At 65.8% G+C, this 17,433-nt stretch carries 22 protein-coding genes; 3 read left to right on the top strand and 19 right to left on the bottom strand.

All coding sequences use genetic code 11. The features are described 5' to 3' along the window. Window positions 1-6: 6 nt before the first annotated feature. Entirely contained in the window at window positions 7-375 is a 369-nt protein-coding gene (locus VSX79_RS09520) for a PIN domain-containing protein (protein ID WP_179496001.1), read from the bottom strand. Then, window positions 372-596 carry a ribbon-helix-helix protein, CopG family gene (locus tag VSX79_RS09525; RefSeq protein ID WP_179495999.1) on the bottom strand — a complete coding sequence of 75 codons (225 nt, stop codon included), beginning with the start codon at window positions 594-596 and terminating at the stop codon, window positions 372-374. The genes VSX79_RS09520 and VSX79_RS09525 overlap by 4 nt, the downstream gene beginning before the upstream one ends. 228 nt (window positions 597-824) lie before the next feature. Here VSX79_RS09525 and VSX79_RS09530 point away from each other — a divergent pair, with 228 nt between their 5' ends. Next, window positions 825-1,601, top strand: coding sequence for a hypothetical protein (locus tag VSX79_RS09530; RefSeq protein WP_326913220.1), 777 nt, complete (start codon window positions 825-827; stop codon window positions 1,599-1,601). A gap of 45 nt (window positions 1,602-1,646) precedes the next feature. Here the strand turns inward: VSX79_RS09530 and VSX79_RS09535 are convergent, their stop codons facing one another. After that, window positions 1,647-1,961: a hypothetical protein gene (locus VSX79_RS09535; protein ID WP_179495989.1), complete on the bottom strand. Its 315-nt coding sequence runs from the start codon at window positions 1,959-1,961 to the stop codon at window positions 1,647-1,649. After that, on the bottom strand, window positions 1,958-3,313 hold the full coding sequence (gene glmU, locus VSX79_RS09540; RefSeq protein WP_326913221.1) for a bifunctional UDP-N-acetylglucosamine diphosphorylase/glucosamine-1-phosphate N-acetyltransferase GlmU: 1,356 nt from the start codon (window positions 3,311-3,313) through the stop codon (window positions 1,958-1,960). The genes VSX79_RS09535 and glmU overlap by 4 nt, the downstream gene beginning before the upstream one ends. Before the next feature lie 59 nt (window positions 3,314-3,372). On the opposite strand from glmU, the gene VSX79_RS09545 reads away from it, so the two are divergent. Further along, window positions 3,373-4,041 carry an HAD hydrolase-like protein gene (locus VSX79_RS09545; protein WP_326913222.1) on the top strand — a complete coding sequence of 223 codons (669 nt, stop codon included), beginning with the start codon at window positions 3,373-3,375 and terminating at the stop codon, window positions 4,039-4,041. 23 nt (window positions 4,042-4,064) lie between these two features. On the opposite strand, the gene VSX79_RS09550 is transcribed toward VSX79_RS09545, so the two are convergent. The 8 genes from VSX79_RS09550 to VSX79_RS09585 form a co-directional block, all read right to left on the bottom strand. Then, window positions 4,065-5,078: a nucleotidyltransferase domain-containing protein gene (locus VSX79_RS09550; RefSeq protein ID WP_179495983.1), complete on the bottom strand. Its 1,014-nt coding sequence runs from the start codon at window positions 5,076-5,078 to the stop codon at window positions 4,065-4,067. Beyond that, on the bottom strand, window positions 5,075-5,941 hold the full coding sequence (locus VSX79_RS09555) for an HprK-related kinase A (protein WP_326913223.1): 867 nt from the start codon (window positions 5,939-5,941) through the stop codon (window positions 5,075-5,077). Before VSX79_RS09555 ends, VSX79_RS09550 begins: the two co-directional genes overlap by 4 nt. Next, window positions 5,938-6,219, bottom strand: a complete 282-nt coding sequence (locus VSX79_RS09560; protein WP_326913224.1) for an HPr-rel-A system PqqD family peptide chaperone — start codon at window positions 6,217-6,219, stop codon at window positions 5,938-5,940. The genes VSX79_RS09555 and VSX79_RS09560 overlap by 4 nt, the downstream gene beginning before the upstream one ends. After that, complete coding sequence (locus VSX79_RS09565; protein ID WP_179495977.1) at window positions 6,212-6,658, bottom strand: MarR family winged helix-turn-helix transcriptional regulator; 447 nt, start codon at window positions 6,656-6,658, stop codon at window positions 6,212-6,214. The genes VSX79_RS09560 and VSX79_RS09565 overlap by 8 nt, the downstream gene beginning before the upstream one ends. An 86-nt stretch (window positions 6,659-6,744) precedes the next feature. Beyond that, window positions 6,745-8,841 (bottom strand): TonB-dependent receptor, encoded by a 2,097-nt coding sequence (locus VSX79_RS09570; RefSeq protein WP_326913225.1) that lies wholly within the window; start codon window positions 8,839-8,841, stop codon window positions 6,745-6,747. Beyond that, window positions 8,838-9,470, bottom strand: coding sequence for a maleylacetoacetate isomerase (gene maiA, locus VSX79_RS09575; protein ID WP_326913226.1), 633 nt, complete (start codon window positions 9,468-9,470; stop codon window positions 8,838-8,840). The genes VSX79_RS09570 and maiA overlap by 4 nt, the downstream gene beginning before the upstream one ends. A 7-nt stretch (window positions 9,471-9,477) precedes the next feature. Continuing rightward, window positions 9,478-10,506 (bottom strand): SO2930 family diheme c-type cytochrome, encoded by a 1,029-nt coding sequence (locus VSX79_RS09580; protein WP_326913227.1) that lies wholly within the window; start codon window positions 10,504-10,506, stop codon window positions 9,478-9,480. Continuing rightward, window positions 10,503-11,720, bottom strand: a complete 1,218-nt coding sequence (locus VSX79_RS09585; protein WP_326913228.1) for a parallel beta-helix domain-containing protein — start codon at window positions 11,718-11,720, stop codon at window positions 10,503-10,505. The genes VSX79_RS09580 and VSX79_RS09585 overlap by 4 nt, the downstream gene beginning before the upstream one ends. Before the next feature lie 114 nt (window positions 11,721-11,834). On the opposite strand from VSX79_RS09585, the gene VSX79_RS09590 reads away from it, so the two are divergent. After that, on the top strand, window positions 11,835-12,230 hold the full coding sequence (locus tag VSX79_RS09590; RefSeq protein ID WP_326913229.1) for a DUF2147 domain-containing protein: 396 nt from the start codon (window positions 11,835-11,837) through the stop codon (window positions 12,228-12,230). Between the two features lie 30 nt (window positions 12,231-12,260). Here the strand turns inward: VSX79_RS09590 and VSX79_RS09595 are convergent, their stop codons facing one another. From VSX79_RS09595 to VSX79_RS09625, 7 genes are all read right to left on the bottom strand, one after another. Beyond that, a complete protein-coding gene (locus VSX79_RS09595) occupies window positions 12,261-12,956 on the bottom strand; it encodes an aspartate/glutamate racemase family protein (protein ID WP_326913230.1) in 696 nt (231 codons plus the stop codon). Between the two features lie 146 nt (window positions 12,957-13,102). Then, entirely contained in the window at window positions 13,103-14,587 is a 1,485-nt protein-coding gene (locus VSX79_RS09600; protein WP_326913231.1) for an NAD(P)(+) transhydrogenase (Re/Si-specific) subunit beta, read from the bottom strand. Window position 14,588: 1 nt separating this feature from the next. Beyond that, window positions 14,589-14,870, bottom strand: a complete 282-nt coding sequence (locus VSX79_RS09605) for a proton-translocating transhydrogenase family protein (protein ID WP_037510628.1) — start codon at window positions 14,868-14,870, stop codon at window positions 14,589-14,591. A gap of 163 nt (window positions 14,871-15,033) precedes the next feature. Next, window positions 15,034-15,630 carry a fasciclin domain-containing protein gene (locus tag VSX79_RS09610; RefSeq protein ID WP_326913232.1) on the bottom strand — a complete coding sequence of 199 codons (597 nt, stop codon included), beginning with the start codon at window positions 15,628-15,630 and terminating at the stop codon, window positions 15,034-15,036. Between the two features lie 113 nt (window positions 15,631-15,743). Then, the gene (locus tag VSX79_RS09615) at window positions 15,744-16,109 is read right to left on the bottom strand and encodes a PH domain-containing protein (RefSeq protein ID WP_179495959.1); all 366 of its coding nucleotides are present in this window, start codon (window positions 16,107-16,109) and stop codon (window positions 15,744-15,746) included. Window positions 16,110-16,116: 7 nt separating this feature from the next. After that, window positions 16,117-17,238, bottom strand: coding sequence for an NAD(P) transhydrogenase subunit alpha (locus tag VSX79_RS09620; RefSeq protein ID WP_179495957.1), 1,122 nt, complete (start codon window positions 17,236-17,238; stop codon window positions 16,117-16,119). 10 nt (window positions 17,239-17,248) lie between these two features. After that, window positions 17,249-17,371: an aa3-type cytochrome c oxidase subunit IV gene (locus VSX79_RS09625; RefSeq protein WP_326913233.1), complete on the bottom strand. Its 123-nt coding sequence runs from the start codon at window positions 17,369-17,371 to the stop codon at window positions 17,249-17,251. Window positions 17,372-17,433 lie beyond the last annotated feature (62 nt).

Raw genomic sequence — 17,433 nt, forward strand, 5'->3', positions numbered from 1 at the left:
GGCTTTCTATAGCGTGTAGGGGACGCGAATACCCGGCATCGACGCCGGAAACACCTTGATATTGCGCGTAACGAGGATGCGCCCGCTGATCTGCGCGGTCGCCAGTACGAAAGCATCGGCCAAGGTCAAGCCCTTGCGCTCGGCGCGCAGGGCAGCGGCGCGGCGCGCGACGGCATCGCCGATCTCCTCGATCTGGAAACAGCCGAGGAAGGCCTCGACCGCCTTCACCGACGAGGAATCGGCCGCCGACATCACCTCGGTCCAGCTGACGCGGCTGACGCTCTTGCGTCCGGCGCGGCGGATTTCGGCGCGCGCGGCCTCGACGCCGTTCAGCGCATCGATCAATATGTCGCTGTCGAACTGCGCGTCGATCATTCGCGCTTACCCCGCAGGCGCCGCTGATATTTCAGCCCGTCGCCGATATCGTCACGGCCGCGCCAGATGCCGAAGGCATTGTCGATCGCGTCACCCGACACGTCGGCGCGAAAGGCCGCGACCGCCCGCCGGACAAGCTCGGCGCGCGACACGCCCTGCTCGCCTGCCAGCGCGTCGAGCCACTGGATATCGTCGTCGGGAATATCGGCGAGAAAGCGCATGGATTTCTGATATCATATCATGATATCAAATCAAGAGCGCGTGGACTTCCTTGATTAAGGCAGGTCGAATCGCCATTCGCACCCTCGCCGTCGCTATAAGCAATGCCCTTTCGGCAACCCAATCGCCATCACGCAACGTGTGGACGGTCTTCCGAAAAGACAAGATTTCGCTTTTAATCTATTGGATCATCCATATTAAGGACAACGGGCTTCCGGGGGGAATATTCCATGGCATTTTCGATTCGCGCGTCTTTACTGATTGGCATTTCGCTGGCGACCTCTGCTTGCACCAGCTTGCCAGGAGCGGGCGTCGCGACAATACCAAAAAAGCCGTTCGAAGATAATTCGATGGCAGTGATCGCGAATAAATATCTGGACGCCACCAGCCAGAACGACGACGACATGCCGGTGGCGAAACCGGGCAGCTGGCTGGAATTTCAACAAGAGTGCCGCGATCACGTTGTATCCGGCGACGCTGGCGAACTGAAGAAATGCCGGAATTTCCGCGATATGGTGATCAGCGACATGATGCTGGTCATCAACAATAACTATCATTCCTATGAAGGAAATCTGCTCGCCGGCCGCGCAAAGGCCGATTTCTACATCGGAACCGCGCGCACCGCTTTCGAAACGGCGGCCACGCTGGTCGATGCGACCGGCGTGAAAACCGTTCTGTCGGCGCTCGCGACCTTTACGGGGAGCACGCAGAATCTGTCGACGGAGGCTTTCTATTACGAGCAGACTGGACCCGCGCTGATCACCGCGATGCGCGCAGCGCGAACCAACGCCTATTTGCGGATTCTGGCGGGTATGAAATCGGAATATAAAGATTATCCCCTCGCGTCGGCGATCGACGACTTGCAGGCCTATTTCCGGGCGGGCACGATGGCGAACGCGGTCATTGAACTGACCAAGGCGACCGCCAGGAGCGAGATCGAGGCGGACGAAAAGACCTTGTGCGCAAAAACCGAAGCACAGAACACCCAAGAGGTCCTGTCCTGTTGACGGTACGCAATTTGCCCTGCCAGCGGCAGGGCGGCCTCGGGGCCGTCAAGCGCGCCCGAAATTGCGGTCGACGAAAATCATCGCGAACTGCACGGGATCGGGCGCCTCGCCATTCCCTTGCGCGAACCGCGCCTTGCCGTCGGTCCAGATTTTTTGGATCTGCGCGGGCAGTTCGGGGCCGAAGTTCATCTGCTGCGCGACGATCTGCTCCCAGCTTCCCTTGACGCCGAAGCTCTGCTCGAGCTGCGGCACCATCGCCCTGCAATAGCTCTCGGTCGCTTCATCGAGATGGCCGATCGATTTCAGCACCCACGCATCGACGAAGCGCAGGAAGGGCTTTTCGGTATAGCGGTCGCTCATATTTTCTTCTCCGCCGCCTTCTTCTTGCGCATCGTGTCGTGGAAACGGTCTGCCCAGCCGGGCTTCACCAGCTGCTCGCCGCGCACGAGGCGCAGCTCGCCGTCGGCGACGTCGCGCGTCACCGCGCTGCCCGCCGCGACGATCGCGTCCGCACCGATTTTCACCGGCGCGACGAGCGCGCTGTTCGATCCGATGAAGGCGCGCTCGCCGATCTCGGTCCTGTATTTGAAATAGCCGTCATAATTGCAGGTGATCGTGCCCGCGCCGATATTCGCGCCCGCGCCGACGGTCGCATCGCCGAGATAGGTCAGGTGACTCGCCTTCGCACCCGCGCCGAGCACCGCCTTCTTCGTCTCGACGAAATTGCCGATCTTCACCTTTTCGCCGAGCACTGTGCCCGGTCGAAGGCGCGCGAAGGGGCCGATTTCGCAGCCCGCGCCGATCATTGCGCCCTCGATATGGCTGTTGGCGCGAATCGTGACCTTGTCCGCGACCGTCACGCCGGGACCGAAAAAGACATTGGGCTCGATCGTTACATCGCGGCCGAGCTTCGTGTCCCAGGCGAACCAGACGGTATCGGGCGCGATCAGGCTGGCGCCGCCCTCCATCGCCGCCACGCGCCGCCGCGCCTGCCATTCGCCCTCCATGGCCGCGAGTTCGCCGCGGCTGTTGATGCCCGCGACGTCATAGGGGTCGGTAACGACCACCGCGCAATGCCGCCCGTCGGCATTGGCGATATTGACGATGTCGACCAGATAATATTCCTTCGCGGCATTATTGTCGGTGACGCGCGACAGCAGCGCGAACAGGTCGGCCGACTTCGCCGCCATCAACCCCGAATTGCAGAGGCGCACCGCGCGTTCGGTCTCGGTCGCATCCTTATGCTCGACCATTTTGACGACATGGTCGCCCTCGGTAATCACGCGGCCATATTGCTGCGCGTCGGCGGGCTCGAACGCGAGCACGACGACGGCGGGCCCATCGGGCGCATTCAGCCGGTCGACCATCGCGCGCATCGTCGTGGCGGGAACGAAGGGCACATCGCCATAGAGGATCAGCACATCGCCATCGAAGCCGGCCAGCGCGGCCTCGGCCTGCTGCACCGCATGGCCGGTGCCGAGCTGCGGCGCCTGTACCGCCAGCTCGGCCGTGCCGCCCAGCGCCGTTTCGAGCTGGTCGGCCTTGTCGCCGACGATCACCACCTTCTTCGCCGGGTTCAGCTCGTCGACGCTCGCCATCAGGTGCATCAGCATCGGCCGTCCTGCGATCGGGTGCAGCACCTTGTGGAGGTCGGATTTCATGCGGGTCCCCTTGCCCGCGGCAAGGACGATGGCGGCGATGTTATTGCTCATGGCCGCTGCCATGCCAGCAAATCGTTGCGGTTTCCAGACCATCGCGCCATGCGCGGAGGATGAACGGATTTCCTTTCGCGATCGTCGGTTTCGACCTCGACGGCACGCTCCTCGACACGCTCGGCGACCTTGCCGCCGCACTCAACCACGCGCTGGCGCTCGCAGGCCGCGCGCCGCTGAACCACGACGAAGTTCGCCCACTCGTCGGGCTCGGCACGACGCACCTGCTCGAAGGCGCGCTCGCCGCGACCGGCGGCGTGCCTCGGGACGATGTGCCGCGGCTCCTTGACGAGCTGCTTGCCTATTATCAGGCGCATATCGCGGTCCATAGCCGGCCCTTCCCCGGCCTGATCGCCGCGCTCGACGCGCTCGACAGCATGAACGTGCGCACCGCGGTGGTCACCAACAAGCTCGAGGGCCTTGCGCGCCGGTTGCTCGGCGAATTGGGACTCGCCGACCGCATGGCGACGATTATCGGCGGCGACACGCTGGGGCCGGGCAAGGCAAAACCCTCGCCCGCTCCCGTCCGCGCGATGATCGAACGGTGCGGCGGCGGCCGTGCGGCGCTGGTCGGCGACAGCATCTTCGACGTCGAAGCCGCGCGCGGCGCCGGCGCAACGAGCGTGCTGGTCAGTTTTGGCTTCCTGCACCGCCCGGCGGCCGAGCATGGCGCCGACCATGTCATCGATCATTATGACGAGTTGGTCCCGTTGCTGGCGCGGCTCTAGATCGTCGCTATCGCGTCATCGCGCTAGCGTTTCCGCCACTTCGTCCAGAGGTGCTTCGCCAGCATCGCCGGGGGCATACGCAGCCAGTGCGAGCGAATGTAGAAGGCCTGTTCCAGCAGCGGCTGCGTCACCCGCCCCCAATCGTCGCGCGCCATCAGGCGGCGGCGGAACCAGGCATCGGCCGGGTCGCTCCGGTCCCAAGCCTCGGGCAATTGCGATCCGTAAAGGTCGCGCGACAGCCGCGCCGCGCGATGCACCGCCGCCTGCAGCCCGTGCAGCGCCGCCCGTCCGTCGAGCCGCCCCCAGAACCCGGCGTCGGTCGCGGCGAAATCGCGCGTCATCGCGTGAAAATCCCACAGGTTGCGTAGCCCCCCCTGCAGGTCGCCATCGGCGAGCATATGCGCCGCGCAATGCACCGCCATGTCGGCGGGACACAGCACCGCATGGCCGTCGGCGCTCGTTACCGCATCGCTGACCAGCGCGAGCGCGTCGGGGGTGACCCGGTGCGTTTTTGGCAGGATCGTATGATGGACGTCGATCATCCGGTCGCGCGCCTTGTGGATCATCGGCGGCAATTCGTGCATGTGCGCGCGGTAATAATGATCGTCATAGGGGTCCGACTTGACCCATTCCCAACCCGCCTTGAGCAGCGCGTTCTCGGCACGGCGAATGTCGGCGGCGAGCACGAGGATGTCGAGGTCGCCGATCTGCCGTCCCGCCGCGCACGCCATGCCCGCCGCAGCATAGGCCGCGCCCTTCAAAAGCACGAATTCGATCCCCACGGGCGCGAGCGCGCGGCGCGCCATTTCGGCCTCCCACAGCGCCTGCCGCTGCGCGACCTCTGCAGCGGCGCGCTGGTCCGCAAAGAGCGCGGCGATGGCGGGCGGCAGCACGGCGCCGTCGAGCCGGTGCGCAAGCGTCGCCAGCATCGCTTCGCTGCGCGCCACGCCGGTCACACCCTCCCAGTCGCGCGGCGCCAGCGCGGCCGGATCGAGCCGTGCGGCCAGCAGATCGACAAAGGCCTCTACCGCGCTCATTTCAGGACGTCCGCCCAGAGCTGTTCGACCAGCGCGATCCCCTCCGCGCTGTCGGCATAGGTGACGCCGAACGCCGGCGTGTCGCGCACCAGCCGCGTCAGCGCGGCGAAGCCCGCTTCGCCCAGCGCGACATAGTTGGTCGACGCCTCGGTCAGCCGGACGAAGGCCTCACCCTCGCCCATCGGCTCGATGCTGGCGGCCCCGCCAAAGCGCGGGAAGAGCAGCAGCGCCGGGCGCGCGGGTTCGTGCATCGCCGCGATCGCGTCGGTGCGCGGGACCAGATGGCGGACATCGCCCTTCGGCGTCGCCGCGAGCAACGGGCCGAGCCGCGCCGCATCGACGCGCGCCGCGACCTCGGCAATCGCCGAATTCTTGAGGCTGACCGCGCGGGGAAAGGCGAAGGCGTCGCCGCTTTGCGGGTCGATCAACGTGAACTCGTCGCCCATCAGCCGCCAATCGCCCTCCCCCAGCAGCGCGGCGAGCGTCGATTTGCCCGATCCCGATTCGCCCGACATGATCAGCGCGCGCCCGTTCCTCGCGACCGCGCTCGCATGGAGCAGCATGTGCCGCCGCCATCCCAGTGCGACCTGCAAATTCATCCCCATTTCAGCGGCGAGCAGCCCCATCGACAGCGGCAGCGGCAACGCGCCCGGAATGATGAAATCGCCGCCGATATGCACCGACGGGCGCAACCAGCGCCGCCACGGCCGCGCCGCGAAGAGCCGCACCGTGGCGTCAGCGGGCCGCGCATCGTCGCGCGGATAGGCGGCATAAAGCCGTTCGAGCGCCGCGACGGGTGCGGCCCAGTCGCTGCCGATACGGAATTGCACCGGGCCGACCGCGATGCGTGTGCTGTGCCTCACGCGCGCTCCACCAGCCCCATCGCCGCCAGTTCGGAAAGCCGCTCGGCGAGGATCGGCTGCGCATCTTCCGCGCTGCCGAGATCGAACGTCGCCGCAAGCCGCTCTGCAATGCCCGCCGGCGTGCAGGCGTCGGCGCCCATCGCGTTCAGCATCTCGGGCACCGGCGACACGACGAGATGCGTCTGCATCGAGCGCCGGTCGAAGATCGCGGTCAGCTCGCCGAGCGGTTCGATCCGCAGCGCATCGGCCGGCGCGGCGCGATAGGCGCGATCAGCCATAATCTTCGGCGGCGGCGGTCAGCTTGGCGAGGATCGCCATCAGCGTCGCGCGTTCGCCCGCGCTGATATTCGATTCGAGCCGCGCCTCGCTCGCGAGCGCGGCGGGAACGATCGCGTCGTAGAGCGAGCGCCCGGTGTCGGTGAGTTCGAGATGGTGCGAGCGCCCGTCGGCCTCGTGCGCCTGGCGCGCGATCAACTGGCGGTCGGCGAGCACCTTGGCGGCGCGGTTGACCGTCACCTTGTCCATGCGCGTCGCGGCGACAAGTTCGCGCTGCGTCTTCGGTTGCCCTTCGCCGAGCACCGCCATCAGCCGCCATTCGGGAATCTTCAAACCGAAGCGATTTTCATATTCGGCGGCGATCCGGCTCGACAGGGCGTTGGAGGCGATGGAGAGGCGATAGGGCAGGAAATTATCGAGATTCAGCTTCTTCGCGGCCATGCTTAACCAACCCCCACACGCGTCATTCCCGGCAATGCCCATCCTACCGCCTGTTTCGGACCTGTGAAGGGCGGAACGCGTGAAAATCAGAAAGAAAGGCGCGCACCGACCCACAGGGTGCGCGGCGTCGCGCGCTCGACGATGCCGGCGGACGAGATGGCGGCGGGCACCAGCTCGTCGAACAGATTTTCCCCGCGCGCCTCGATGCTGACCGCATCGGATAAGCGCCACCACAGCCCGGCGTCGAGCGTCAGCGCATCATCCAGCGCGAGGAGCCCGAGATCATCCTCATTCTGCCTGCCGATATAGCGCAGCGTCGCGAAGCCGCCGAACGGCCGCCCGCGATCGGCGAGGATCGACAGGCTGCCGCCATGTTTCGCGATCTGCGCGGGACGCAGGCCGTCGAGCGTCGCGGCGGTTCCCGACGCATCGACCCTGGCATCGGTGAGAGCCCAGGTCGCGCGCAGGATCAGCGGCCCGATGCCCTGCTCGGCGCTCACCTCGACGCCCTTGCTGTCGATCGCGTCGAGATTCTGCCGCTGGCTGTATGTCGCCCCCGCCGCGACGAAACCCACGCCGGGGAAATTGCCCGGCCCCGTACCGAGCGTGACATTGGCGATCGCGTTCGACAGCCGGTTCGCGAACAGGGTCACGCCCACGCGGGTTCGGCCCGCCGACCAGTCCGCGCCGATCTCCCCACCCCACAATCGTTCGGGTTCGAGCAACTCGTTCGCGGCGGTCGCATCGGGGCCGACGCGGAACGGCCGGTAAAGCTCGTTGAGCGTCGGGAGCCGCCAGCCGCGATAGGCCGCGGCGCGAAGCGCGAACGGACCCGCCGTCCATTTGATGCCGAGGCGGCCGCTCGCTTCCCAGCCCTGCCGCGCGGCGAAGCGCGCGTCGGTGATCGGGGCGCCGCCGATATTGGTTTCGAACCGATAGCCTTCGCCCAGCCACCAGCGGTCGAGGCGGCCGCTCGCCGTCCACAACAGCCGGTCGCTCCCCAGGCAATCGGTCCATTCGGCAAAGGCGCCGAGCGTGTCGCTGCTGCCCCCCGCCACGCGGTGGCGCCCGGGCACGAAGTCGGTGAAAAAATAATCCTCCTCGGTGCGGCCAACCGTCCGCCGCCAGTCGATGCCGACGCGAAGCGGGTTGCGCGATCCGAAGGCGGGGCGCAGTTCGATCCGCGCGCCCAGGCCGGTTGCCGGCACATGCTGTTCGAGCGCGGGGTTCGCGCTGTCGCGATCGACCGCGACACTCGCAAAGCCGGTCTCGAAGTCGCGAAGCTGGACATAGGCGAGCACGCTCGCCCGCCAGCCGTCGGCGAAACCCGGGTCGAGTACGTAGCGGACGCTGGCATCGACCCCGTCGGTGCGGCTCCGCGAATAATCGGTGCCGCGGTCGCGCCGGTCGAAGAAGCCGCGCACCGTTGCCTCGATCCGCCCCGAACCGCCTGTCAGCGTCTGAAGCCGGATGCCGCCTCCGCCCTGGCGATAGCGCGCCGCACGGTCGGCGGCGCCGCGCTGGTCCGCGACGACAGGGGTGAAACCGTCGCCGCCGGCGAAGCGCGCGTCGAGCGCAATCGCTCCCTCGCCGAGGTTGCTTCCGACGCTGCCCGAGAGGTCGAACGCGTCGCGCGAGCCATAGGCGGCGCTCGCCTCGGCGCCATCAGTGATGCTGCTGTGCAGCGCGATCGTTCCCGCCAGCGCCCCCGGCCCGTCAGCGCCCCCACCGCCGCCGCGCGTAATGCGGATGCCGCCAAGCCTGACCGCATCGAAACCGCTCCACGCCACCCAGCCGCCGAAGGGGTCGGCTTGCGGCACGCCGTCGAGCAGCACGACCGCGCGGCTGGACGCGTTGCCGCCGAGGCCGCGCAGTGTGACGCCCTGGCTCGTCGGGTGGGCCGACCGACCGTCGGAGCGGCGAAACTGGACGATCCCCGCCTCGTCGCGCAACCGATTTTCGACCCGCGCGCCGAGTCCGGGCTCGACATCGCGGATTAGCGTGACGTCCTGGACGCTGTCGCCTGCCGTCGGCGCGAGGCTGCCGGCGCCGGTCACGACGATCGTCTCGCGCGTCTCGTTGAGGAGGATGATCGGTTCCTCGCTCGCGGCGGCCGGACTGTCCTGCGCCGCCACGGCGGCCGGCAACGCCAGCGCCGAAAGCCCGCCGAGAAGGCGGATCACGCCGGCTTGACCGCGTCGGGATGGGCCTTCCGGAACGCCTCCAATTCCATGCACGCCGCGTCGATCGCGACGAGGTGCGGATAATCGTCGAGCACCGTGTCGAACCGCCGCGCATTATACATCTGCGGGACGAGGCAGCAGTCTGCGATACCCGGCGTGTCGCCGCCCAGGAAACGCTCCTGTCCCGCCATGGCCTCGAGCGCGTCGAACCCTTCGAGGATCCAGTGGCGATACCAGCGGTCTTTGGTCTGTTCGTTGAGCCCGAGGTCGCGCTTCAGATATTTGAGCACGCGGAGGTTGTTGAGCGGGTGGATGTCGCTCGCGATCACCTGCGCCTGCGCCAGCGCGACCGCCCGCGGCATCGCCTCTTCGGGGATCAGGCGCGGTTCGGGATAGGCGCGGTCGAGCCAGTCGATGATCGCCATGCTCTGGATGATCGGTTCCCCATCGACGACGAGCATCGGCACGAAGCCCTGCGCATTCTGTTCGAGATAGGCGTCGCTGCGCTGCTCGCCCGCGATCAGGCTGACCTCGACGCGCTCATAATCGAGCCCTTTCAGGTTCAGCGCGATACGCACGCGAAAGCTGGCCGAGGAGCGAAAATAATCGTGGAGGACGAGGTGGGTCATGGCCTGCCTAATGCGATGCTTTCGGCATCTCCGCAATCCATTGCCGCAGCAGCGCCGCGCCTTCCCTGTGCACCGTCGATCGCCCGACCTCGGGCATCGCGATGCCGGGGTCGGTGCTTTCGAGGCGATAGATCAGGAAGCTGTGGTCCGGATCGCCCGGCGTAATCGCGAAGTCCATGCCCCCGCTCCCCCTGCCCGCGGCGGTCGGACGCTTGCCGATGCCATAGTTGACGCCCGTCGGGTCGTCGGTCCAGCGCAGGAACAGGCCGCTGTTCGACGCGCTGCCCGCGGGGTTATGGCAATGCGCGCAATTGACGTCGAGATAAGCACGCGCGCGGGTCGCGACGCTGCCGGCGTTCGGATCGTCCCATTGCGGCATCACGGGTTTCAATGCAGCCGGATTCTCGAAATAGACGCTGCGAAGCTTGTCGGAAGCGGCCGGGTCGGGGATGAAATTGCGCGCTTTCGGACCGATCGGCACGATCGCGCCGTTCAGGCTGTGGCATTCCTTGCACTGGTTCTTGTTCGGCACCGCATAGCGAATGCTGTGCGTCTCGCCATCGGGGCTCTTGAAGCTCACGGGAATGCGCCGCCCGCCCAAGGCCAGCGTCGCATCCTTGCCGTCGGCGTCCCAAATATAGGGCAAGGCGACCCAGCCCGCAGCGCGGTGGATGAGCAGGCGCGTCTCGACCGGACGCCCGTCGTTCACGTCCGCCCAGCCGAAGCTTTTGACGAGCACCGTTCCCACCGGAAATTCGACCGTGCCGTCGGCGGCGACCTTCGCCTTCCTGCCCGCCGGGATCGAAATGAAGCGATGCTTGTCGGTATAGTCGCTGAACAGCGGCGCGCGCAGCGTATAGCCGATGCCGGTCGCGGGCATTTTCGGATCATTGCCGCGGAACAGCCCGAACGCCGACAGCTTCGGCGGCATCGCATCGCTTTCGACCAGCGCCTGATCGACAGCCGGCGCCACGATGGCCGCCCCGCCGCTTGCGCATAGCAGCGCCGCTCCCAGCGCGGCGAGAAGGCGTTTCACCGGACCTTTGCCTCCATGCTTTCGGGCAGCTTGATCGGCGGCAGCGCGGCGGGCGGCGTCCCTTTCGACAGGTCGGCGGGCGCGGGCTTGGCCTCGCTCTGCGGCGTCGTCACGTCGGGCAGGTTCAGCGACAGCACCCCGACCTTGTCGAGCACGATGGCATCGCCCGCGCCGTCCCACAGCACCGGCGGAATGCTGCCCCCCATCGCCGCCGCGATCTGATCGCCGCCGGGGAACTTCGGTGCATAACCCGCCTTGCCATGCTGGTTGCCGCGCACGACGATGTGCCGAGGCAGCGGCTGATATTTCGGATCCTTATGCTCGTAACGATAGCCGACGATCATCACATTCGCGGTGCCATTCTGGTCGAACACATTGTCGAAAATCTCGACATTGCGGTTCGCCATGATCAGCACGCCGGTGCCCGTCGGCACGCTCGCGACGATATTGCCCTTGGGCGCAAAGTTCGGCGTACTGTTGTCGTTCACGACATTTTCGAAGACGCGGACATTGTGCCCGCCCTGCATCGGCAGGCTCGGCAGGTCGAACACCAAAATGCCGCCGGTGTTCTTCGTCGCGATATTGTCGTGGACGTCCGCGTCATAGCTGTTCTCGATCTCGATCCCCGCAACATTTTCGGTCGCGATCGAATCGCGGACGACGATATTCTTCGACTGGCCCACGTAGATGCCCGCATCCGACGCGCCGCGCACGAACACGCTGTCGATCAGCACGTCGCTGCTTTCGACCGGATAGATGCCGTAAGCGCCGTTGGTTTCCTTTGGCCCCGCGGTCCATTCGACGCGCAGCTTGTGATAGACGATGCGGTCGGCGCCCTTTGACTTGATGCCGTCGCCCTTGGTGTTGAGCACCGCGAAATCGGTGAGCAAGACGTCGTCCGAGGTGACGAGCAGCCCCTCGCCCGCGCCCTGCTGCCCCGCGAAGTCGAGCACCGAACCACCCTCGCCCGCCCCGGCGCCGCGCACGGTGACATTGGCGACGTCGAGCGAAAGCCCGTCGGTCAGCTTCCACACGCCCGCACCCAATTCGACGACATCGCCGGGATCGGCAAGGATCAGCGCCTCTTGCAGCTTTTCATTGGCGTCGGGCGTTGCCGCACTGACGCTGATAACTTTCGCCGCCGCCGGTTGGGCGGCAAGGGCCGCCACGATGCAAAGCGTCGCCGCGTGGTGGCGCAGGACATGGAATCGCATATGTCTCTCCCCAAATTTTCGGGGAGCATGGTGCAAGACTTGACGGATGCCAAGCGTGTTGCTGACATATGTGTAGCTAACCGGGGAGAGGTCGCTTTGATTCACAGAATTGCTTTGGCGCTTGTCGCCCTGATTGCCGTGCCGTCCATGGCGGCGGCGCCCGCATCGCTGTCCGGGCGCTGGAAAACCGACGACGGCAAGGGCATCGTCGCGATGACGAAGTGCGGCGCGACGATGTGCGGGCGGATTGCCGAACTCCTGATCAAGGAGCCCCCCGGCGGCCAGCGCGACGAACGCAATCCCGACAAGGCGAAGCGCGGCCGCATGGTCGAGGGTTTGCAGATCTATTGGGATCTCGTCCCGCACGGCGACGGCTGGAAAGGCGAAGGCTATAGCCCCGAGGACGGCCGCTATTACAAGGCGCACCTTCGCGTGAAGGGCAACAAGCTGACGATGAAGGGTTGCGTCGCGGTATTCTGCCGCACGGTAACCTGGACGCGGGTGGGATAATTCCCCTCCCGCTTGCGGGAGGGGAGAAGATCACCCCTCGCCCAGAATCCAGTCGACGCCCGCCGCGACATGGATGCGCGTCGTGTCATAGATCGGCAGGACATTGGCGTCGGTGTCGACAAGCATCACCAGCTCGGTGCACGCGAGCACCACCGCCTGGATATCCTGCTTCGCAATGTCCGTAATGAATGTCTTCATCGTCCGGCGCGAGCTTTCGTTCACCTTGCCGAGCATCAGCTCTTCGTAAATGATCCGGTCGATCTCGTCGGCGCGGCTCGCGTCATAGGGCGCGAGCGTCAGCCCGTGGCGAACGAGGCGCTGGCGGAACCAGGGCTCGGTCATCACGTTGCGCGTGCCGATGACTGCGGTCGCCTTGACCCCGTCGGCCTTCATCTTCTCGCCGGTTTCGTCGACGATGTGGAGCAACGGGATGGAAATTGCCGCGGCGACGTCTTCGGCGACCTTGTGCATCGAATTGGCCGCGATCATCAGCGCGGTCGCGCCCGCCGCCTCGAGCCGCTGCGCCGAGGCGATCAGCACCTCCTTGGCATGCTCCCATTGTTCTGCCGTCGTAATGCGCGACAGCTCGCAATAGTTGAGGCTCTCCATCAGGATCGGCGCCGAACAAGCTGTCCCGAGGCGCTTTTGCACCCCCTTGTTGAGATGGCGGTAATAAAGCTCGGTCGATGCCCAGCTCATTCCCCCGATCAGGCCGATTTTACGCATAGGTGATATCTACCCCTTTATCGTCACCCCGGCGAAGGCCGGGGTCTCACCGTCGCGATTCAACGGCAGGTCAAGATCCCGGCCTTCGCCGGGATGACGATTCGGGTCAATGGTTGTCGGGTCAGTGCCCGCTGCCGCCTCAGGTCTTAGTGCCCGCTACCACTCAGGGCCTTGACGATGTCGTCGGCCATCTTCTTGGCATCGCCGAGCAGCATCATCGTCTGGTCCATGTAGAACACATCGTTGTCGACGCCGGCGTAGCCGACCCCGCCCATCGAGCGCTTCACGAACAGCACCGTCTTGGCATTGGCGACGTCGAGGATCGGCATGCCATAGATCGGCGAGGTCTTGTCGGTCTTCGCCGCGGGGTTGGTGACGTCGTTCGCGCCGATGACGAAGGCGACGTCGCATTGCGCGAATTCGCCGTTGATGTCCTCGAGCTCGAACACTTCGTCATAGGGAACATTCGCCTCGGCGAGCAGCACGTTCATATGCCCCGGCATCCGCCCGGCCACGGGGTGGATCGCATATTTGACGTTGACGCCTTCCTTCTTGAGCTGGTCGGCCATTTCGCGGAGCGCGTGCTGCGCCTGCGCCACCGCCATGCCATATCCGGGGACGATGATGACATTCTCGGCCTGGCTCATCAGGAACGCCGCATCTTCGGCGCTGCCCGGCTTCCACGGGCGCTGTTCCTTCGAACCGCCGCCCGAAGCCGCCGCATCGTCGCCGCCGAAGCCGCCGGCGATCACGCTGATGAAGCTGCGGTTCATCGCGCGGCACATGATGTACGACAGGATCGCACCCGATGAGCCGACGAGCGCGCCGGTGATGATCATCGCGGTGTTGCCGAGGGTGAAACCCATCGCCGCCGCGGCCCAGCCCGAATAGCTGTTCAGCATCGACACGACGACCGGCATGTCGGCGCCGCCGATCGGGATGATCAGCAGGAATCCGATCAGGAAGCTGAGGCCCGTGACCGTCCAGAACACCCAGGGACTCTGGTCGAAGGTGAAATAGGCGACGAGGCCGATGATCGCGGCGAGCGTGCCGAGATTGATGACGTGCCGCCCCGGCAGCATGATCGGCGCGCCCGACATATTGCCGTTGAGCTTCAGAAAGGCGATGACCGACCCCGAGAAGGTGATCGCGCCTATCGCGATGCCAAGGCCCATTTCAACGCGGCTGACGGTGAAAATCTGCCCCGCGGCATCGGCGATGCCGAAGGCCTGCGGATTGAGATAGGCCGCCGCCGCGACAGCCACGGCGGCAAGGCCGACGAGGCTGTGGAACGCCGCGACAAGCTGCGGCATCGCGGTCATCGCGATCCGACGCGCCATGACGATGCCGATGACGGCGCCGATGCCGATCGCGACGAGGATTTCGGCGAGCGCGACGCTATCGAGCGCCCCGCCATCGAGGCGCGGAACGTGGGTCAGCAAGGTCGTGACGACGGCGATCGTCATCCCGATCATGCCGAAACGATTGCCGCGCTGCGACGAGGCCGGCGACGACAGTCCGCGCAGCGCGAGGATGAAGAAGACGCCCGAGACCAGATAGGCGATCGCGGCCCAGGGATTCACCGCGCCATGGCCGCCCGCTGCGGCGGCAAGGATCGACTGAAATTCCATCTCAGCGCTCCTTCTTCTTGTACATCGCCAGCATACGCGCGGTGACGGCAAAGCCGCCGAAGATATTGACGCTCGCCATCACCACCGCGGCAAGCCCGAGCCATTTCGACGAGGCGGAACCCGCCGCGGCGCTGGCGATCAGCGCGCCGACGATAATCACCGACGAAATGGCGTTGGTGACGCTCATCAGCGGCGTGTGCAGCGCCGGGGTCACCGACCAGACGACGAAATAGCCGACGAAGCACGCCAGGACGAAAATCGAAAAAATCGCGATAAAATCCACGGGCTCGCTCCCCTGCTGATTCCGTTTCGCGCACCTCTTGCCGTGCGTCGTCCAGCCTGTCGACTCCAAAGCACCCAAAAAGAGGCGCCCGCATTTCGGATGACCGGAAATGCGGGCGCTATTCGACATAAAATATCCTGCCGCCGCGTTGGCGACGAAATTTTTACATGGTCGGCACCAGCACCGCGTCGACGCCATGGACGACGCCGTTCGACTGGGTGAGATCGGCCGCCGTCACCGTCGCCTTGTTGCCGCTGCTGCTGGTCAGCAGGATCGCATTGCCGTTTTTCGTGGCGGCCAGATCCTGCCCGCTGGCGGTCTTGAGCACCGCCTTGCCGCCGCCTGCGGCGATTTTCGCGGACAGGTCGGCGGCGGTCAGCTTGCCCGGAACGATATGATAATTCAGCACGCCGGCGAGCACCGCCTTCTGCGCCGGACGCATCCAGCCGTCGCGCGTTACCGGCGGCACCTGTGTAAAGGCGGCGTCGGTCGGCGCAAAGACCGTGAACGGCCCCGCGCCCGACAGGCTTTGGGCAAGCCCCGCCTGCGTGAGCGCGGCGGTCAACGACTTGTGGTTCGGCGAGGCCGCGAGATTCGCGGCGATCGTGCTCGTCGCCTGCATCGCCGACGCATCGCCGCCGATCGCGGCCGACATCGCGCCTTCGCCGCCCGCAACCGGGTCGGCCGGCGCGTCGCCCTTGCCGCAGCCCGCCAACGCGAGCGCGGCCGCCGCGGCGGTCAAGATCAGGTGGATTTTCATATGCTGTCCTTCGCAAAGCATGCCAGCGGCCCGAATCGAGCGCCGTCGGCTGGCATCAACACGCGGTTGATGACGCTCTTGTTACGGCCCGGTGGCGATCTATGACGGCGGTCTCAGCGACCGACGATCAGCTGCGTCATCAGCCGGTGGATATGCTGCGGATCGCTCTTGCGCGAAATCTTCACCTCGAGCGGCGTCGCGGCGCCCGAAACCCACATCTTCATGTCGGCATCGAGGTCGAAGGTTCCTGCGGTTTCGAACGAAAAGCGCGTGACCGAACGCCACGGAATGCTGAGGAATTCCTTCTTCGATCCCGTCAGCCCCTGCACATCGACGAAGATGAAACGCAGGTTGGTGAGCAAGGCGGTGTCGCGAACCGTACGGAAGGCGGCAAGCACGCGCTCGCCGTCGATCAGCCAGGCCTGAAACTCGGCCTGCGCGCCGGTGACGTCGATATCCCCGGCGCTGAACAGACCCATCGTTCAGCTACCCCGATAGCCGCTCGTTCACGACCTTGCCGCCCTGCGTCAGACGCACGGCATTGCCGATTTCCTCGTCGAGCACGGGCTTGCCCGCTTCCTTGTCCCAGAAGGCCGAGAGGAAGTTGAACAGGTTGCGGCTGAACAGCGCGCTGGTGTCGGCGGGCATCAGCGCGGCGATATTCTGCGCGCCGATCACGGTGACGCCGTGAATCCTCTTCGTCTCGCCGGGCGCCGATCCCTCGACATTGCCGCCGCTTTCGGCCGCCATGTCGACGATCACGCTGCCCGACCGCATCGTCGCGAGCTGCGCGTCGGTGATCAGTCGCGGCGCCGGACGCCCCGGGATCAGCGCGGTGGTGATCACGATGTCCTGCTTGGCGATATGCGACGACACGAGTTCGGCCTGCGCCGCCTTGTATTCGTCGGACATTTCGGTGGCATAGCCGCCCGCGCCCTCGCCCTCGATCCCCGCGACCGTCTCGACGAAGATCGGCTTGGCGCCGAGCGACATGATCTGTTCCTTGGTCGCGGCGCGCACGTCGGTCGCGCTGACCTGCGCGCCCAGACGGCGCGCCGTCGCGATCGCCTGCAGCCCCGCAACGCCGACCCCCATCACGAACGCCTTGGCGGCGCTTACCGTACCCGCGGCGGTCATCATCATCGGAAAAGCGCGGCCATAGGCGTTTGCCGCCATCAGCACCGCCTTGTAACCCGCGAGGTTCGCCTGGCTGGACAGGATATCCATCGACTGCGCGCGCGTGATGCGCGGCATGAATTCCATCGCGAGCGCCTCAAGCCCGAGCTTCGCATAATCATCGACGCGCGCGCGCTCGCCAAAGGGATTGAGTCCCGCGGCAAGCCACGCCCCGTCGGCAAATCCCGACAGCGTCTTGGGGTCGGGGCCCTGGACGCCGAGGATGATGTTTGCGCCCTTGAGCACCTCGGCGCGCGATCCGACCGTCGCGCCCGCGGCGCTGTAATCGGCATCGGCGACCGAGGCGTCGGTGCCCGCCCCCGATTCGACGGCAACTTCGGCGCCCAGCCCGATGAATTTCTTCACGGTTTCCGGCGTTGCGGCGACGCGGGTCTCGCCCGCGGCGAGTTCCTTCAGGACGGCGATGCGCATGGCGGCCGGTTCAGGACGCGATGAGCAGGACGACGAAGATAGTGACCACCGCGGTGATGATCGATCCGACTTTCAGCAGGCTGAGGAAACCCGAATAGGTTTCGTTCGCTGCCTTCATTTCCTGCTGTGCCATCATTTTTCCCCTATTACGCCCTTTGCTGTGCGCGAACGCACAGCGCGACGCCCAGAATCGGT

Source organism: Sphingopyxis chilensis (assembly GCF_035930445.1).
GTDB lineage: Bacteria > Pseudomonadota > Alphaproteobacteria > Sphingomonadales > Sphingomonadaceae > Sphingopyxis > Sphingopyxis chilensis.

Bases quoted from the DNA above. Each gene is read 5' to 3' on its own strand.
- VSX79_RS09520 (WP_179496001.1), bottom strand. From the start codon at position 375: ATGATCGACGCGCAGTTCGACAGCGACATATTGATCGATGCGCTGAAC.
- VSX79_RS09525 (WP_179495999.1), bottom strand. From the start codon at position 596: ATGCGCTTTCTCGCCGATATTCCCGACGACGATATCCAGTGGCTCGAC.
- VSX79_RS09530 (WP_326913220.1), top strand. From the start codon at position 825: ATGGCATTTTCGATTCGCGCGTCTTTACTGATTGGCATTTCGCTGGCG.
- VSX79_RS09535 (WP_179495989.1), bottom strand. From the start codon at position 1,961: ATGAGCGACCGCTATACCGAAAAGCCCTTCCTGCGCTTCGTCGATGCG.
- glmU (WP_326913221.1), bottom strand. From the start codon at position 3,313: ATGAGCAATAACATCGCCGCCATCGTCCTTGCCGCGGGCAAGGGGACC.
- VSX79_RS09545 (WP_326913222.1), top strand. From the start codon at position 3,373: ATGAACGGATTTCCTTTCGCGATCGTCGGTTTCGACCTCGACGGCACG.
- VSX79_RS09550 (WP_179495983.1), bottom strand. From the start codon at position 5,078: ATGAGCGCGGTAGAGGCCTTTGTCGATCTGCTGGCCGCACGGCTCGAT.
- VSX79_RS09560 (WP_326913224.1), bottom strand. From the start codon at position 6,219: ATGGCTGATCGCGCCTATCGCGCCGCGCCGGCCGATGCGCTGCGGATC.
- VSX79_RS09565 (WP_179495977.1), bottom strand. From the start codon at position 6,658: ATGGCCGCGAAGAAGCTGAATCTCGATAATTTCCTGCCCTATCGCCTC.
- maiA (WP_326913226.1), bottom strand. From the start codon at position 9,470: ATGACCCACCTCGTCCTCCACGATTATTTTCGCTCCTCGGCCAGCTTT.
- VSX79_RS09585 (WP_326913228.1), bottom strand. From the start codon at position 11,720: ATGCGATTCCATGTCCTGCGCCACCACGCGGCGACGCTTTGCATCGTG.
- VSX79_RS09595 (WP_326913230.1), bottom strand. From the start codon at position 12,956: ATGCGTAAAATCGGCCTGATCGGGGGAATGAGCTGGGCATCGACCGAG.
- VSX79_RS09600 (WP_326913231.1), bottom strand. From the start codon at position 14,587: ATGGAATTTCAGTCGATCCTTGCCGCCGCAGCGGGCGGCCATGGCGCG.
- VSX79_RS09610 (WP_326913232.1), bottom strand. From the start codon at position 15,630: ATGAAAATCCACCTGATCTTGACCGCCGCGGCGGCCGCGCTCGCGTTG.
- VSX79_RS09615 (WP_179495959.1), bottom strand. From the start codon at position 16,109: ATGGGTCTGTTCAGCGCCGGGGATATCGACGTCACCGGCGCGCAGGCC.
- VSX79_RS09620 (WP_179495957.1), bottom strand. From the start codon at position 17,238: ATGCGCATCGCCGTCCTGAAGGAACTCGCCGCGGGCGAGACCCGCGTC.
- VSX79_RS09625 (WP_326913233.1), bottom strand. From the start codon at position 17,371: ATGGCACAGCAGGAAATGAAGGCAGCGAACGAAACCTATTCGGGTTTC.